Consider the following 15120-nt stretch of genomic DNA (forward strand, 5'->3'; position numbering starts at 1 on the left):
TGCGGAGTTCCAGGTTCGACGATCTCGGCATGCATGTACGGGTCACGTTCGTCGCCGCCGCGCGCAGCTCGTCACTGCTGGCGGAACGCTTCGAGGACGACCGGCCGCTTGACCAGGCGGGCTGGGCGGAGGTGCAGCGTGCGGCCCCCGAGCTGGTGCCGCTGGCCGCGGCCGAGTTGCGCTACTGCGCACCGACTCCGCGCAGCCGGGCCACCGGGGACGCGCTCGGCTACCGGCCGCTAGTCCAACTCGCCCTGCGTGACTGCGACATGGGCAGGTGGCGGGGCCTCACGCTCGGCGAGGCGATGGCGCGCGAGCCCGAGGCCGTCGACAGCTGGCTCGCCGATCCGCGCTCCACGCCCCACGAGGGTGAGGCGATGCTGTCCTTCATCGGCCGCGTCGGCAACTGGCTGGACACCCGGCCCGCCGACGACGGCGGTCGTATCGTCGCGGTGGCCGAGCCGTCGGTGATCCGCGCCGCCCTCGTCTACGCGCTGATGGCACCGCCCTCCTCGTACTGGAACGTGGACGTGCGCCCCCTGTCCACGGTCACCGTGATGGGCAGCGCGGGGCGCTGGAGCCTGCGTTTCGAGGGGGCGTTCCCCTACGCCTCGCGGGTGTAGTCCGTGGCCAGTACCAGATCCTTGGCCGGGCCCGCCACGCGCCATACGGTCCGCCAGCGGTGTGCGTCGAGGACGGTGAACTCGCCCCGGTAGAGGTCCGCCGAACAGGGGTGATCGGCGACGAACCGCCCGGAGGTCAGGTCCAGGTCGTGGAAGGGGCGGCCGTCGGAGAACCGTACGTCCGCGGTGCCCGCGCCCTGCCCCGGCAGGAACCACAGTGTCCGCTCGGCGGGCCGCGGAGTGCCCTGCCAGACGAAGGTGCCGGACTCGTGGTGCAGGAGACCGGTCTCCTGGCCGGCGTCTCCCGGTCGGCCCGTGTTCTGAGCCGAGTCGCCGGCTTCCAGCGGTCCGAAAACCGTCGTCCCTGTGAAGTGGCCCTCGGCGCCGCTCGCCAGATCGCGCACCGTGCGTTCCACCCGCCAGTCACCGGCCAGGTACGCCAGCAGGTCCGCCACTGGCCAGAACTCGCCCATCCTGTCCCGCTTTCCGTCACTTCCGATCCTGCGCGATCCATTGACGCGCTCCGGTCCCCTCCCTATCTTGCCGTTCGAAGTGCTGATCGTTGTCCGATATGTCGAACAATTCAACACTACAGAGCCGCGGAGTATCCATGTCACGCACCCGCACCCGCTGGAGACTCGGACTCACGGCCACCGCCCTCCTGGTGGCCTCCGCAGTCCTGCCGGCACCCGCGAACGCCGAGGACGTCGCCGACTACGCGATCACCGTCAACCCGGCCGCCAAGGGCGCAAAGATCGACGACACCATGTACGGCGTCTTCTTCGAGGACATCAACCGTGCCGCCGACGGTGGCCTGTACGCGGAGCTCGTGCAGAACCGCTCGTTCGAGTACAGCACCGCCGACAACGGCTCCTACACGCCGCTCACTTCCTGGAGCACCACCGGCACCGCGCGAACCGTGGACGACGAGGGTCGGCTCAACGCCCGCAACCGCACCTACCTCGCCCTCGACGGCGGCTCGGCGGTCACCAACTCCGGCTACAACACCGGGATCTCCGTCGAGAGCGGCAAGGCGTACGACTTCTCGGTGTGGGCCCGCGCGGACGCGAGAGCGCCGTTGACGGTGACGCTGCACGACGCCGACGGGGCGCTCGCCGAGGCCCGTCAGGTGACCGCGCGCGGCGGCTGGGCCAAGTACCGGGCGAAGTTCACCGCAACCCGGACCAGCACCACGGGCCGCCTCACCGTCGCGGCCGGCGGCCCGGTCGCGCTCGACATGATCTCCCTGCTGCCCCGGGACACGTACAAGGGGCACGGCCTGCGCGAGGACCTCGCCCGGAAGATCGCCGACCTCCGGCCCGGCTTCGTGCGCTTCCCGGGCGGCTGTCTGGTCAACACCGGGAGCATGGCCGGATACGACGAGGCGTCGGGGTACGAGCGCCGGCGGTCCTACCAGTGGAAGGACACCGTCGGTCCGGTCGAGCAGCGCGCGACGAACTCCAACTTCTGGGGCTACAACCAGAGTTACGGGCTCGGCTACTACGAGTACTTCCAGTTCTCCGAGGACGTCGGTGCGATGCCGCTGCCCGTCGTGCCCGCACTCGTCACCGGCTGCGGCCAGAACCGGGCCGTCGACGACGATGCCCTGCTCCAGCGGCACATCCAGGACACCCTGGACCTGATCGAGTTCGCCAACGGGCCGGTGACGAGCGAGTGGGGCAGGAAGCGCGCGGCGATGGGCCACCCGAGGTCCTTCCACCTCACCCACCTCGAAGTCGGCAACGAGGAGAACCTCCCCACCGAGTTCTTCGCCCGCTTCACGAAGTTCCGCGCCGCCATCGAGGCCGAGTACCCGGACATCACCGTCATCTCCAACTCCGGTCCGGACGACTCCGGTTCGACCTTCGACACGGCCTGGCAGCTCAACCGGGACGCCGACGTCGCCATGGTCGACGAGCACTACTACAACAGCCCGCAGTGGTTCCTCCAGAACAACGACCGCTACGACTCCTACGACAGGAACGGCCCCAAGGTCTTCCTGGGCGAGTACGCGTCGCTCGGCAACACCTTCAAGAACGCGCTCTCCGAAGCCGCCTTCATGACCGGCCTGGAACGCAACGCAGACGTCGTGAAGCTAGCCTCGTACGCCCCGCTGCTGGCCAACGAGGACTACGTCCAGTGGCGCCCGGACCTGATCTGGTTCAACAACCACGCCTCCTGGGGATCGGCCGACTACGCGGTGCAGAAGCTCTTCATGACCAACGTCGGCGACCGGGTGGTGCCGTCCAGCGCCACCGGCACACCGTCCGCCGGCGGTCCGATCTCCGGCGCCGTCGGCCTGTCGACCTGGGCGACCACGGCGGCGTACGACGATGTCAGGGTGACCGGCGCGGACGGAACCACGCTGCTCACCGACGACTTCAGCGGCGACGCGTCCCGGTGGACGCACACGGGCACCGGGAGCTGGAGCGTCCAGGACGGGCAGTACGTGCAGAGCGACGAGGCCGCGACCAACACCATGGTCGAGGCGGGCGACCCGGCCTGGCGCGACTACGACCTGCATGTGAAGGCCACCAAGAAGTCCGGCAGCGAGGGCTTCCTCGTCGCCTTCGGCGTCAAGGACACCGGGAACTACTACTGGTGGAACCTCGGCGGCTGGAACAACACCACGTCGGCGGTGGAACAGGCCGTGGACGGCGGCAAGTCGACGCTCGTGTCCAGGGCGGGGTCCATCGAGACGGGCCGCGCGTACGACATCGACATCAAGGTGAGGGGTCGTCAGGTGACGCTCCTGCTCGACGGCCAGGAGTGGGGGAGCTTCACCGACGACAAGCCCGCCGAGCCGTTCCGCCAGGTCGTCACGCGGGACGCGAAGAGCGGTGACCTGATCGTCAAGGTCGTCAACGCCCAGGCGGTGGACGCCCGTACGGCGATCGACCTGGGCGGGGCGAAGGTGGGCCGCAAGGCCGCCGTGACCACTCTCCAGGCCGCGCCCGACGCCGTGAACACCGAGACGAGCACGGCGGTCGCCCCCGTGAAGTCCACCTTCGAGGGGGTGGCCGACACGTTCACGTACACCTTCCCGGCGAACTCGGTGACGTTCCTGCGGATCGGAAAGAGGTGAGGGAACAGCGGTGACCGGCGGGCGGTGACCCGCAGGCAATGACTCGCAGGCAATGGTTCGCAGGCAATGACCCGCATGCGGTGACCTGCCGGGCGGCTCAGGAACGGCGGCGGGGTTTGCCGCGCTTGGCGCCCTTGGTTCCCCCGGAGCCCGCGCTCCGGGGGTTCTTGCCCGTCGCCTTTCCGGCGGCGGGCTTCCGCTTGGCGCCGTTCGGTGCGGGTCGCTTGGCCTTGGCCTTGGTCTTGGGGTCGGCCGGAGCAGGTGAGGGGGTGCGTCCGCGGGTGCTGTTGACCGTGCGTCCGCGGACGATCCCGATGAAGTCCTCCACCAGGTCGGTGGTCCGCTCCTCCGGCCAGGACAGGGCGACCCGCGACTCGGGGGCGTCCGTCACGGGGCGGAAGGTGAGGTCCTTGCGGTGGTGCAGGCGGGCCAGTGACTGGGGGACGAGTAGGACGCCGATACCGGCCGCCACCAGTTCGACGCCGTCCTCCGTCGTGGCGGGACGCTCGATCGCCGGCTGCCCCGGCAGACGCTCCCAGCCCAGGGTGTCGTCGAGGGGGTGCAGCACGATGTCGCCGGCGAGATCGTCCGTGGACACCTCCTCGACGGCCGTCGCGACGTGATCCCTGGGGACCACGACCACCGTCGTCTCGGTGTAGAGCGGGATCGCGCTGAGGTCCATGCGGTCGACCGGCAGCCGTACGAAACCGGCGTCGGCGCCGCCGTCCCGGAGCACGTCGAACACCTCCGCGGCGGACACCGCGACCAGCGTCAGGGGGATGTCGGGCAGTCGCTCCTGCCAGATCCGCACCCACTTCGCGGGCGTCACCCCCGGGACGTACGCGAGCCTGAACGACGGGGATGCTTCGGAGCCGGTCACCCCGCCAGGTTACCGGCCGTGCGTGGCGGCGGCGTACGGCGGTGGGCGGAGGCGGCGTACAGAGGTGGTCCGAGGACGCGGGCCGTGGAGACCGACGGCGCGGGCCGTGCACGCGGGTGGCACGGTCCCCGGCGGTACGGACTGCCGCGCTGGTCGGAGCCGGGTCGTTCGCTCGTTACCCTTGACCCCATGACGTCGCACCAGAACACCCAGACGATGAAGCCGGCGACCGCGGCGAAGAAGCTGGGCGTGTACCTCGAGGCCACCCCCGCCGAGTTCCAGGAGGGCGTCGTCTCGCGTGCCGAGCTGGTCGCGCTCCAGACGGACCCGCCCCAGTGGCTGCTCGACCTGCGGCGCGACGGACCGCACCCGCGGCCGGTGGTCGCCGACAGGCTGGGCGTCTCCATCGCGGGCCTCGCACGCGGCGGAGTCACCGAGGCCCTCACCACGGAGCAGATCGAGGAACTGAGGTCCGAGAACCCCGACTGGCTGCCGCGGGAGCGCGCCACTCAGGCCGAGGTCCGCAAGGAAGCGGCCCGCCTCAAGGAGAAGAAGGCCGACGAGGCCGCACACGCCCGGGACGCGCGTTCCTGACGGACGTGCGGTCCTGACCCCTTCGACGAGCCCGCGCCGCTCGATCCGAAGATGAACGTGCTGTGCGCGTCAGGGCCACCGTCAGCGCCGCTCAGATCTTGCGCGCCACGCCCCCGTAGAAGCCGATCTCGCGGGCCGCGGCCGACGGCTCGGTGTCCGGGCGCCAGAACGGGACCTGGGCCAGACCGGGTTCGATCAGCTCGAAGCCGTCGAAGAACCGCTCGACCTCGGCGCGGGTGCGCAGGTTCAGCGTGGCGGTGGCCTTGTTGTAGACGGCTCGGGCGGCGGTGCGGTCGGCGAAGTCGCCCGTGGCGTGCGAGAGCACCAGGTAGCTCCCCGTCGGCAGCGCGTCACGCAGGGCGGCGATGACCTGGCCCGGCTTCTCCGCATCGGTCAGGAAGTGGAGCACGGCGACCAGCAGCAGGCCGACCGGCTCGTCGAAGTCGATGACCCGGCGCACGTCGGGATGGTCCACGACGGCCCGCGGGTCACGCAGATCACTGAGGACGATGCTGTTCGCGCCGGAGTGGCCGAGCAGCGCGTCGGCGTGCGCCTTCACGATCGGATCGTTGTCGACGTAGGCGACACGGACGTCCGGAGCCAGCTCCTGCGCCGTCTCGTGCACGTTCGGTGACGTGGGCAGCCCGGTGCCGATGTCGAGGATCTGACGGACGCCGCTGCCGACCAGGAAGCGGACGGCACGCTGGAGGAAGGCCCGGTTGGCCCGCACGCCGATCCGCGCCTCGGGCGCCGCGGAGATCAGCTCGTCGGCGGCCCGCTGGTCCACCTCGTAGTTGTCCTTGCCGCCCAGCAGATAGTCGTAGATCCGCGCGGGATGCGGCCTGCTGGTGTCCATCTCGTGCTCGGCGCGGAAGCCGTCCTGTCTCACGCTGCTGCTCCTCTCGGCAACCGCCGCGGTCCCCTTCGTCCGTCGACGGCTGACGACAGCCTCCCATATCAACTGCCGTGCCCATGCTCACAGTTACCGGTATCGGCGGCACGGGTACGGATCACGGGGCCGGCCGGTACATGGAGTGGCCACCCGGATGGATTGCATAAACGTGCATCGAAACGTATAGTCATGCCATCTAGGAGGAGGGTTTCATGGCGGTACGTGCTGCGGTGGCCGGAGCGAGTGGATACGCGGGCGGGGAACTGCTGCGACTGCTCCTGGCGCACCCCGAGGTCGAGGTCGGCGCGCTGACCGGCAACTCCAACGCGGGCCGGCGTCTGGGGCCGCTCCAGCCGCATCTGACGCCCCTGGCCGACCGTGTACTCCAGGAGACCACACCGGAGGTTCTGGCGGGTCACGAGGTCGTCTTCCTCGCGCTGCCGCACGGACAGTCCGCGGCCGTCGCCGAGCGGCTCGGCCCCGAGGTCCTCGTCGTCGACATGGGCGCCGACTTCCGGCTGAAGGACCCGGCCGACTGGGAGCGGTTCTACGGCTCCGCGCACGCCGGGACCTGGCCCTACGGCCTCCCCGAACTGCCGGGTGCCCGCGCCGCGCTGGAGGGTTCCAAGCGCATCGCGGTGCCCGGTTGCTACCCGACGGCCGCCTCCCTGGCGCTCTTCCCGGCGTATGCGGCCGCTCTCGCGGAGACCGAGGCCGTGATCGTCGCGGCCTCCGGCACCTCGGGCGCAGGCAAGGCGCCCAAGGCGCACCTCCTCGGCAGCGAGGTGATGGGCTCCATGACCCCGTACGGCGTCGGCGGCGGCCACCGGCACACCCCCGAGATCATCCAGAACCTCGGCGCCGCCGCGGGCGAGCCCGTCACCGTCTCCTTCACCCCGACCCTCGCCCCGATGCCCCGCGGCATCCTCGCCACGTGCAGCGCCAAGGCGAAGACCGGCGTCACCGCCGAGTCCGTGCGTGCCGTGTACGAGAAGGCGTACGCGGACGAGCCGTTCGTGCGTCTGCTCCCGGAGGGCCAATGGCCCGCGACGGCGTCTGTCCAGGGTTCCAACGCCGTTCAGGTCCAGGTCGCCTTCGACGCCGCCGCGCACCGCATCATCGCGATCAGTGCCATCGACAACCTGACCAAGGGCACCGCGGGCGGGGCCGTGCAGAGCATGAACATCGCTCTCGGGCTCCCCGAGGAGCTGGGCCTTTCCACGATCGGAGTCGCACCTTGAGTGTCACCGCAGCGAAGGGATTCCGGGCCGCGGGCATCGCCGCCGGGATCAAGGAGAACGGCAACCCCGACCTGGCCCTCGTGCTCAACGAGGGACCCCGTGCGGCGGCCGCCGGCGTCTTCACCTCCAACCGCGTCAAGGCCGCGCCGGTGCTGTGGTCCGAGCAGGTCCTCAAGGGTGGCCGGGTGAGCGCCGTGGTCCTCAACTCCGGTGGCGCCAACGCCTGTACGGGACCCAAGGGCTTCCAGGACACGCACGCCACCGCCGAGAAGGTGGCCGACACGCTGCACCTCAACGCCGCCGAGGTCGCCGTCTGCTCGACCGGCCTCATCGGCGTACTGCTCCCGATGGACCAGCTCCTCAAGGGCGTCGACACGGCCGCCGCGTCGCTGAGCGAGCACGGCGGCGAGAAGGCTGCCATCGCCATCAAGACCACCGACAGCGTCCACAAGACCTCCGTGGTCACCGGCGACGGCTGGACCGTCGGCGGCATGGCCAAGGGCGCCGGCATGCTCGCCCCCGGCCTCGCCACCATGCTGGTGGTCCTGACGACGGACGCGGACGTCGAGAGCGACGTACTGGACACGGCCCTGCGTGCCGCCACCCGCACCACCTTCGACCGCGTCGACTCCGACGGCTGCATGTCGACCAACGACACCGTGCTGCTGCTCGCCTCCGGCGCGTCGCAAGTCGTCCCGGACCAGGGTGAGTTCGCGGAGGCCGTCCGCAAGGTCTGCGACGACCTCGGACAGCAGCTCATCCGGGACGCCGAGGGTGCGAGCAAGGACATCAAGGTCGAGGTGGTGAACGCCGCGACCGAGGACGACGCCGTCGAGGTGGGCCGCTCCATCGCCCGCAACAACCTCCTCAAGTGCGCGATCCACGGCGAGGACCCCAACTGGGGACGGGTGCTGTCGGCGATCGGCACGACGAAGGCCGCCTTCGAACCGGACCGGCTCGACGTCGCCATCAACGGCGTCTGGGTGTGCAGGAACGGCGGCGTCGGCGAGGACCGCGAGCTCGTCGACATGCGCTACCGCGAGGTCCACATCGTCGCCGACCTCGCCGCCGGCGACCGGACCGCGACGATCTGGACCAACGACCTCACCGCGGACTACGTCCACGAGAACAGCGCCTACAGCTCATGAACAACACGACGCGGAAGCACACCGCGCTCCCCAAGGCCCAGATCCTCATCGAGGCGCTGCCCTGGCTCACCCGCCACCGCGGCAAGACGGTCGTGGTCAAGTTCGGCGGCAACGCCATGATCGACGAGGAGCTGAAGGCCGCCTTCGCGCAGGACATCGTCTTCCTGCACCACGCCGGCCTCAGGCCCGTCGTCGTGCACGGCGGCGGCCCGCAGATCAGCGCCGCCCTCGACCGGCACGGCATCGTCAGCGAGTTCAAGGCGGGCCTGCGGGTCACCACCGAGGACGCCATGGACGTGGTGCGCATGGTGCTCGCCGGACAGGTGCAGCGCGAACTGGTCGGGCTGCTCAACCAGTTCGGGCCGCTCGCCGTCGGGATGACCGGCGAGGACGCGCACACCATCACCGCCACCAAGCACCAGCCCCGGATCGACGGCGAACTGGTCGACATCGGCCGGGTCGGCGAGATCACCGCCATCGACACCGGCGCCATCGAGGCACTGCTCGCCGACGGCCGCATCCCGGTCGTCTCCTCGATCGCCCGATCCCAGGACGACGGACATGTCTACAACGTCAATGCTGATACGGCGGCTGCGGCACTCGCTGCGGCGCTTGGCGCCGAGACCCTCATGGTCCTCACCGACGTCGAGGGCCTCTACGAGGACTGGCCCGACAGCGACGAGGTGATCAGCCGCCTCACCGCCACCCAGCTGGAGAAACTGCTGCCCGAGCTGGCCAGCGGCATGGTGCCGAAGATGGAGGGCTGTCTGCACGCCGTCCGCAACGGCGTCACCACGGCCCGGGTCATCGACGGCCGGGTCCAGCACTCGATCCTGCTGGAGATCTTCACCGACGAGGGGATCGGCACGATGGTCGTGCCGGACGACACGACTCAGGGGGACGCGTGACCGGGACCAACGCAGAGCTCACCCAGCGCTGGCAGGGCTCGCTCATGGACAACTACGGCACCCCGCGGCTGCCGCTGGTGCGGGGCGAGGGCACCAGGCTGTGGGACGCCGACGGCAAGGAGTACCTCGACTTCGTCGGCGGTATCGCCGTCAACGCGCTCGGGCACGCCCACCCGGCGATCGTCGAGGCGGTCAGCAGGCAGATCGGCTCGCTCGGCCATGTCTCCAACCTCTTCGTCGCCGAGCCGCCCGTCACGCTCGCCGAACGGCTGCTCCAGCTCTTCGGGCGCGAGGGGCGCGTCTACTTCTGCAACTCGGGCGCCGAGGCCAACGAGGGCGCCTTCAAGATCGGCCGGCTGACCGGCCGCAAGCACATGGTGGCGACCCAGGGCGGCTTCCACGGCCGGACGATGGGCGCGCTCGCGCTCACCGGCCAGCCGGCCAAGCGGGATCCCTTCCTGCCGCTGCCCGGCGACGTCACCCACGTCCCCTACGGCGACGCGCAGGCCCTCGCCGAAGCGGTCACCCCGGACACCGCGCTGGTGATCATCGAGCCGATCCAGGGCGAGAGCGGCGTGGTCGTGCCCCCGGCCGGCTATCTGAAGGCCGCTCGCGCGATCACCGCCGCCACCGGCGCGCTGCTCGTCCTGGACGAGGTGCAGACCGGCATCGGCCGCACCGGACCCTGGTTCGCGTACCAGGCGCACGAGGGCGTGCTGCCCGACGTCGTCACGCTGGCGAAGGGCCTCGGCGGCGGACTGCCGCTCGGCGCCACCGTCGCCTTCGGACGCGCCGCCGAGCTGCTGAAGCCGGGCCACCACGGCACGACCTTCGGCGGCAACCCGGTCGTCTGCGCCGCCGGACTCGCCGTACTCGACACCATCGAGTCCGAAGGGCTCCTGGAGAACGTCAAGCGCGCCGGCGAGCGACTGCGGGACGGGATCGAGTCACTGGCACACCCGTTGGTCGGCCATGTCAGGGGCGCGGGCCTGCTCCTGGGTATCGTGCTCACCGAGCCGCTCGCACCCCAGGTGCAGCAGGCGGCTCAGGACGCCGGTCTCCTGGTCAACGCGCCCGCTCCCGATGTCGTACGGCTGATGCCACCGCTGAACCTCGGCGACGACGAAGTGGACGCGTTCCTCCAGGTCCTGCCCGGAGTTCTCGACGCGGTCGACGGGGAAGGACGAGCCGGGGAATGAGACGACGATGAGCCAGGCGCAGGACCACGAGCACGCGGGGCCCGCCGTACCGCAGACTCGCACCGCACGCCACCGCCGGATCGTGGACATCCTCAACCGGCAACCGGTGCGCTCGCAGAGCCAGTTGGCGAAGCTGCTCGCCGACGACGGGCTGATCGTCACTCAGGCGACGCTCTCCCGGGACCTGGACGAGCTGAACGCGGTGAAGATCCGCAACAACGACGGCGACCTCATCTACGCGGTGCCCAGCGAGGGCGGCTTCCGTACGCCGCGCGTGCCGCTGGGGGAGTCGGCGAAGGAGGAGCGGATGCGGCGGCTCTCCGCGGAGCTGCTGATCTCCGCGGAGGTCTCGGCGAACCTCGTGGTGCTGCGTACCCCGCCTGGGGCCGCGCAGTTCCTCGCCTCGGCGATCGACCAGGCCGAGCTGCACGACATCCTCGGCACGATCGCCGGGGACGACACACTGCTGCTGATCAGCCGCGATCCCACGGGCGGCCAGGCACTGGCCGACCACCTGCTGCGGTTGGCGCAGAACACGCACTGAGCCGTACGGCGGTGGGGGCGCGCCCCGGGTTCCGGGGGCTGCGCCGCCGCGTGCCGGGGTGACTTCGCGGATCCGGGTGAGGGGTTCACCCGAGCCGTTGCGCAAGTCCGCCCGTGCACCTGACCTCGTTGCCCGCCGTGATGAGCAGGGCGTCCACGTCCGGGAGCGACTCCAGCCAGTCGAGCGCCTGCCGTGAGCCCATCGCGAACGCGGCGGTGGCCCAGGCGTCCGCCCAGGTCAGGCTGGGGCCCACCACCGTCACGGCGACCAGGTCGGTGACCGCGGACCTGCCGGTGCGCGGGTCGACGATGTGCGCGCCGCGCTCGGCGGTGCCGGAGGTGGCCACGGCCAGTTCGTCGGCGCCCGCGGCGGAGACCACGGCCGCCAGGGAACCCGGGCGGAGCGGATCCGCCACGCCGACCCGCCACGGCCGGTGCGGCCCGGGGACGCCGCAGAGCTGGACGTCGCCGCCGCCGTTCACGTTGACGCCGCTCGCCCCGGCCGCGGTGAGGAGCCGCGCGACGCGCTCGGTGGACCAGCCCTTCACCAGGCCGGTCGGGTCCAACCGGCCTTCGTACCTGGTGCTGAACCACCCGTCGCTCAGCCGCTCGGCCTCGGCGCAGAGTCCGAGCACCTCGGCGACCTCCGGATCGCACTCGTCGACCGTCAGCTCGCCGTCCGCGAGCCGCGAGATCTGGCTGTTCTCCCGGTAGGTGCTGAACACCTCGTCCACCCGGTGGAGTTGGATGACCGCTTCCGCCAACGCGGCCTGGACGGCGGCGGGTTCACCGCCGCGCACGTCGAACGAGAAGACGGTGCCCATCACCTCCTCGACGTGGCGCAGTGCGGGCGGGGCCTCCGCCGGGTCAGGCACCGGCCTTGTCCAGGGCGGACTGGAGGGACTTCTTGTATCCGGCGCTGGTGTAGGTCGCTCCGGAGACGGCGTCGATGTCGGCGCTCTGGGTGGCTGCTGCCGCCTGGTTGAGTTGGGGTACGGCATTGCCGGTCACCTCCGTGCTCCGGCCGCCACTGGGCGCCTGGATGGCCTCGGCCTTGATGATCGAGGTGCCGTTCAGGGTGAGGCGGACCTGGACGGGCCCGTACTGGGTCTTGACCACGTCGCCGTCGACGGTCTGGCCGTCGGGGGCGGGGGCCGCGGGAGCCTTGGACGCCGTGGCGGACGGCTTCTCCGCGGGCTTCTCCGCCGGTTTCTCCGCGGGCGCGGCGGCGGCCTGGTCGAGGGCGGACTGGAGGGACTTCTTGTATCCGGCGCTGGTGTAGGTCGCCCCGGAGACGGCGTCGATGTCGGCGGTGCCCGCGGTGAGGGCGGCCTGGTTGAGCTTCGGTACGGCGTCCTCGGTGACCGTCGTGCTCTGGCCGCCGCTGGGCGCCTGGACGGCCTCGGCCTTGGTGATCTTGTCGCCGCTGAGGGTGAGGCGGACCTGGACCGGTCCGTACTGGGTGTCGGCCACGCTTCCGGTGACCGTACGAGTCTGGGACGACTGGTCGGAGCTGCCGCCCTGCGGCGACTCCTGCCCGGCCGCCGGCGGCTGGACCGCGCCGCCCTGCGCCGACGCGGAGGCCGGATCGGACCCCGGCTTCAGCGAGAGCAGCAGGACGATCCCGGACACGGTGGCGGCGGTTGCGAGCATGACACGCCTGAGGGGGTGGCTCTTCTTCATCGCTCCTGACTCCCGTCGCTCACATCTCGAACGACTCGTGATGGATGCGGCGGGCGGGGACCCCCGCGCCGCGCAGTGCTTCGTACACCTGCTGCGCGAAGCCGGGCGGCCCGCACATGAAGACGTCGTGGCTCTCGATGTCCGGCAGCTTGCGGCGCAGGCTGTCCGCGGAGATGTCCGGGCGCTCGCCGTCGGGGCTGTTCACCGCGTACATCAGCCGGGCCCCGCGCTCCTTGGAAATGACCGCCAACTCGTCCCACAGCGCCAGGTCCTGGGTGCTGTTGGCCCGGTAGAGCAGGGTCAGATCGCCGGAGGCGCCGGGCAGGGTCTCGAACAGCGCGCGCATCGGGGTGATGCCGACGCCGCCGGCCACCAGCAGGACCTTTCCGCGGCTGCGCTTGGCGGCGGTCAACGCGCCGTAGGGGCCCTCGGCCCAGACTCGGGTGCCGGGCTTCAGCTCGCGCAGCGCGGCGCTGTGGTCGCCGATCGCCTTCACGGTGATGCGCAGCATGTTGGGGCGGGGTGAGGCCGACAGCGAGTACGGGTGGGAGCTGAGCCGCATGCCGGGCGCGAGGAAGCGCCAGCGGAAGAACTGCCCTGCCTCGGCGCCCATCCGGTGCAGCTTCCGCCCGCTGATCAGCACCGAGACGATCCCCGGCGCCTCCTCGATGACCGCCTCGACCCGCATCCGGTGCCGCATGTTGAGCCGGACCGGCACGAACACGCGGTACCAGAGGACCAGCGCGGTGACCGTGCCGTACAGCGCGTACCAGGCGGTCGTCGCGGCCGGCTGGACCGCGAAGTCGTTGCCGGTGGTGAGCTGGTGCCAGAACGACAGGTACACGGCGGCATAGGTGAGCAGGTGGATGTGGTACCAGGTGTCGTACGGCATCCTGCGGCGCACCGGGCCGATGGAGAGCAGGCCGATGAGGAGGAGCAGTCCGGCGCCGATCGCGGCCTTGCCCATGTCCGGGAGTTGGGTCACCGAGTCGATGAACTGCTGCACGATGGCGGTGAATCCCCGGCCGGACTGGAGCGCGTAGCCGTACATCGTCAGCACGATGTGCGCGATGACCAGACAGAGTGTGTAGCGGCCGCTCATCGCGTGCCAGCGGGAGACCCGGTCGGAGCCGACCCGGCGTTCCAGCGCGGGCACCCGGGCCATCTGGAGCACCACGAGCGCCATCAGATAGCCGGCCAACAGCCCGGTGATCCGGCCCGCGTTGACCATCCTGCTGGTGTGGTCCGCGATGGACGGGGTGTTGCTCCACCACAGCCAGATGACGCCGGCCGCGCCCGCCCAGACGGCGAGCAGCAGCGGGACGGCGGGGTTGCGGCGCGGGCGGATACGGCGCATGGTCTGGCGCCGCGCGGCGCGGCCACCGGCGATCGTGGACACGGTTCCTCCGGGGTCGTCCGTGGGGACGGGGGCAAGGGGAGGGTCCCCCTTGGCCCAGAGGTACGTGGCGCGAGTGCCGTGTGTTCAACCGCCCGCCGAGACCTGTGCGAACTGGTGGGACCGGCGGTAACCGACCGCCCTCCGTGTCGGCGGCGCGGCTCAGTACCGGGTGAGCGAGGTCGCCCCGCCCGCCGTGCCGATCGCGATGTGCGGAGCGCGGGCCGGATCGGCCCACGTCAGGATCCGCCGCATCGCCTCCTCGGGCACGGACACACAACCGGCGGTCGCCGCCCGCCCGTTGACGTGCAGGAAGATGCCCGCGCCGCGTCCGCGCACCGGTCGCTGGTAGTTGAACCCGATGACGAGGCCGTACGCGTACTGCGTGCGGTACGAGATCAGGTGCTCGGACTCGGCGGCACGGCAGTCGGCGGCGCGCGGCTCGGTCCACCGGTTGTAGGCGCGGGAGTCGTTGTCCTGGCACCACCAGGAGTTCTGGCGGACCCGCCGGTAGGGGGTGCTGGTCCCGGCGGGCGCCGCCTTGATCCCGAACGCGTACGGAAGGCCGTACAGCCCGGTGGGTGTGGTGTTCGTGCCCTGTCTGCGGGAGCGGCCCTCCGTCAGTCCGCCGGCGCCGAACCGCGCGGCGGAGGACCCGGCCTCCACCCAGCGCCCGTCACGCCGGTCCCACCAGGTGAGGGTGCCCGTCGTCGAGGACGTGCGCGCAGCCCGCGCGGTGATGAGCTGGGTGCCGCCGCCGGTGTCCGCCATCCGTTCGGGCAGCGGGGGCGGGCCGCCCGGCGCCAGGCCCAGGGCGAGGAGGGAGACGGACACGAGGAGCACGGCGGCACCGGGACGACGCATGGACCGGACGCTACGCGCAGGTGGCGGCCGGGGCAGCCCGGGTGGGCCGTCCAGGCGTCGTCCG

15 protein-coding genes are annotated in these 15120 nt (G+C 71.1%); 8 read left to right on the forward strand and 7 right to left on the reverse strand.

Features of this window, described 5'->3' with window-relative positions; all coding sequences use genetic code 11:
* Positions 1-29: 29 nt before the first annotated feature.
* Positions 30-623: a histidine phosphatase family protein gene (locus ACIP79_RS37355; RefSeq protein ID WP_401231081.1), complete on the forward strand. Its 594-nt coding sequence runs from the start codon at positions 30-32 to the stop codon at positions 621-623.
* Here the strand turns inward: ACIP79_RS37355 and ACIP79_RS37360 are convergent.
* Complete coding sequence (locus tag ACIP79_RS37360; protein WP_401231083.1) at positions 605-1096, reverse strand: DUF6314 family protein; 492 nt, start codon at positions 1094-1096, stop codon at positions 605-607. The two genes, ACIP79_RS37355 and ACIP79_RS37360, sit on opposite strands and share 19 nt — an antisense overlap.
* A 137-nt stretch (positions 1097-1233) precedes the next feature.
* Here ACIP79_RS37360 and ACIP79_RS37365 point away from each other — a divergent pair, with 137 nt between their 5' ends.
* Positions 1234-3708 carry an alpha-L-arabinofuranosidase C-terminal domain-containing protein gene (locus tag ACIP79_RS37365; protein WP_401231085.1) on the forward strand — a complete coding sequence of 825 codons (2475 nt, stop codon included), beginning with the start codon at positions 1234-1236 and terminating at the stop codon, positions 3706-3708.
* Between the two features lie 97 nt (positions 3709-3805).
* Here the strand turns inward: ACIP79_RS37365 and ACIP79_RS37370 are convergent, their stop codons facing one another.
* Complete coding sequence (locus ACIP79_RS37370) at positions 3806-4588, reverse strand: LysR family substrate-binding domain-containing protein (protein WP_401231088.1); 783 nt, start codon at positions 4586-4588, stop codon at positions 3806-3808.
* A gap of 189 nt (positions 4589-4777) precedes the next feature.
* On the opposite strand from ACIP79_RS37370, the gene ACIP79_RS37375 reads away from it, so the two are divergent.
* Positions 4778-5182, forward strand: a complete 405-nt coding sequence (locus tag ACIP79_RS37375; protein WP_401231090.1) for a DUF5997 family protein — start codon at positions 4778-4780, stop codon at positions 5180-5182.
* Positions 5183-5273: 91 nt separating this feature from the next.
* Here the strand turns inward: ACIP79_RS37375 and ACIP79_RS37380 are convergent, their stop codons facing one another.
* Positions 5274-6038, reverse strand: a complete 765-nt coding sequence (locus tag ACIP79_RS37380) for an SAM-dependent methyltransferase (protein WP_401231209.1) — start codon at positions 6036-6038, stop codon at positions 5274-5276.
* A 248-nt stretch (positions 6039-6286) separates the two neighbouring features.
* Between ACIP79_RS37380 and argC the strand changes: the two genes are divergently transcribed.
* Genes argC through ACIP79_RS37405 form a run of 5 tightly spaced genes read left to right on the forward strand, consistent with a single transcriptional unit; the run spans position 6287 to position 11114 of the window.
* Positions 6287-7315, forward strand: coding sequence for an N-acetyl-gamma-glutamyl-phosphate reductase (gene argC, locus ACIP79_RS37385; protein ID WP_401231093.1), 1029 nt, complete (start codon positions 6287-6289; stop codon positions 7313-7315).
* Positions 7312-8463, forward strand: coding sequence for a bifunctional glutamate N-acetyltransferase/amino-acid acetyltransferase ArgJ (argJ, locus tag ACIP79_RS37390; protein WP_401231096.1), 1152 nt, complete (start codon positions 7312-7314; stop codon positions 8461-8463). The genes argC and argJ overlap by 4 nt, the downstream gene beginning before the upstream one ends.
* Positions 8460-9371: an acetylglutamate kinase gene (gene argB, locus ACIP79_RS37395; RefSeq protein WP_383685194.1), complete on the forward strand. Its 912-nt coding sequence runs from the start codon at positions 8460-8462 to the stop codon at positions 9369-9371. The genes argJ and argB overlap by 4 nt, the downstream gene beginning before the upstream one ends.
* Entirely contained in the window at positions 9368-10570 is a 1203-nt protein-coding gene (locus ACIP79_RS37400; protein WP_401231100.1) for an acetylornithine transaminase, read from the forward strand. The genes argB and ACIP79_RS37400 overlap by 4 nt, the downstream gene beginning before the upstream one ends.
* A 7-nt stretch (positions 10571-10577) precedes the next feature.
* Positions 10578-11114, forward strand: a complete 537-nt coding sequence (locus ACIP79_RS37405; RefSeq protein ID WP_387181295.1) for an arginine repressor — start codon at positions 10578-10580, stop codon at positions 11112-11114.
* Between the two features lie 85 nt (positions 11115-11199).
* Here ACIP79_RS37405 and ACIP79_RS37410 read toward each other — a convergent pair whose 3' ends face one another.
* From ACIP79_RS37410 to ACIP79_RS37425, 4 genes are all read right to left on the reverse strand, one after another.
* The gene (locus tag ACIP79_RS37410; protein WP_401231212.1) at positions 11200-11937 is read right to left on the reverse strand and encodes an FAD:protein FMN transferase; all 738 of its coding nucleotides are present in this window, start codon (positions 11935-11937) and stop codon (positions 11200-11202) included.
* Between the two features lie 43 nt (positions 11938-11980).
* Positions 11981-12796 (reverse strand): FMN-binding protein, encoded by an 816-nt coding sequence (locus tag ACIP79_RS37415; protein ID WP_401231103.1) that lies wholly within the window; start codon positions 12794-12796, stop codon positions 11981-11983.
* Between the two features lie 19 nt (positions 12797-12815).
* Positions 12816-14153: a ferric reductase-like transmembrane domain-containing protein gene (locus ACIP79_RS37420; RefSeq protein ID WP_401231215.1), complete on the reverse strand. Its 1338-nt coding sequence runs from the start codon at positions 14151-14153 to the stop codon at positions 12816-12818.
* 201 nt (positions 14154-14354) lie between these two features.
* Positions 14355-15056: a L,D-transpeptidase gene (locus tag ACIP79_RS37425; RefSeq protein ID WP_401231105.1), complete on the reverse strand. Its 702-nt coding sequence runs from the start codon at positions 15054-15056 to the stop codon at positions 14355-14357.
* Positions 15057-15120: the final 64 nt, after the last annotated feature.

The sequence above is a fragment of the Streptomyces sp. NPDC088747 genome, from assembly GCF_044751025.1.
Lineage (GTDB): Bacteria > Actinomycetota > Actinomycetes > Streptomycetales > Streptomycetaceae > Streptomyces.

Coding starts and splice junctions, on each gene's coding strand:
- ACIP79_RS37355 (WP_401231081.1), top strand. CDS start 30: ATGCATGTACGGGTCACGTTCGTCGCCGCCGCGCGCAGCTCGTCACTG.
- ACIP79_RS37360 (WP_401231083.1), bottom strand. CDS start 1,096: ATGGGCGAGTTCTGGCCAGTGGCGGACCTGCTGGCGTACCTGGCCGGT.
- ACIP79_RS37365 (WP_401231085.1), top strand. CDS start 1,234: ATGTCACGCACCCGCACCCGCTGGAGACTCGGACTCACGGCCACCGCC.
- ACIP79_RS37375 (WP_401231090.1), top strand. CDS start 4,778: ATGACGTCGCACCAGAACACCCAGACGATGAAGCCGGCGACCGCGGCG.
- ACIP79_RS37380 (WP_401231209.1), bottom strand. CDS start 6,038: ATGGACACCAGCAGGCCGCATCCCGCGCGGATCTACGACTATCTGCTG.
- argC (WP_401231093.1), top strand. CDS start 6,287: ATGGCGGTACGTGCTGCGGTGGCCGGAGCGAGTGGATACGCGGGCGGG.
- argB (WP_383685194.1), top strand. CDS start 8,460: ATGAACAACACGACGCGGAAGCACACCGCGCTCCCCAAGGCCCAGATC.
- ACIP79_RS37405 (WP_387181295.1), top strand. CDS start 10,578: ATGAGCCAGGCGCAGGACCACGAGCACGCGGGGCCCGCCGTACCGCAG.
- ACIP79_RS37410 (WP_401231212.1), bottom strand. CDS start 11,937: ATGGGCACCGTCTTCTCGTTCGACGTGCGCGGCGGTGAACCCGCCGCC.
- ACIP79_RS37415 (WP_401231103.1), bottom strand. CDS start 12,796: ATGAAGAAGAGCCACCCCCTCAGGCGTGTCATGCTCGCAACCGCCGCC.
- ACIP79_RS37420 (WP_401231215.1), bottom strand. CDS start 14,153: ATGCGCCGTATCCGCCCGCGCCGCAACCCCGCCGTCCCGCTGCTGCTC.
- ACIP79_RS37425 (WP_401231105.1), bottom strand. CDS start 15,056: ATGCGTCGTCCCGGTGCCGCCGTGCTCCTCGTGTCCGTCTCCCTCCTC.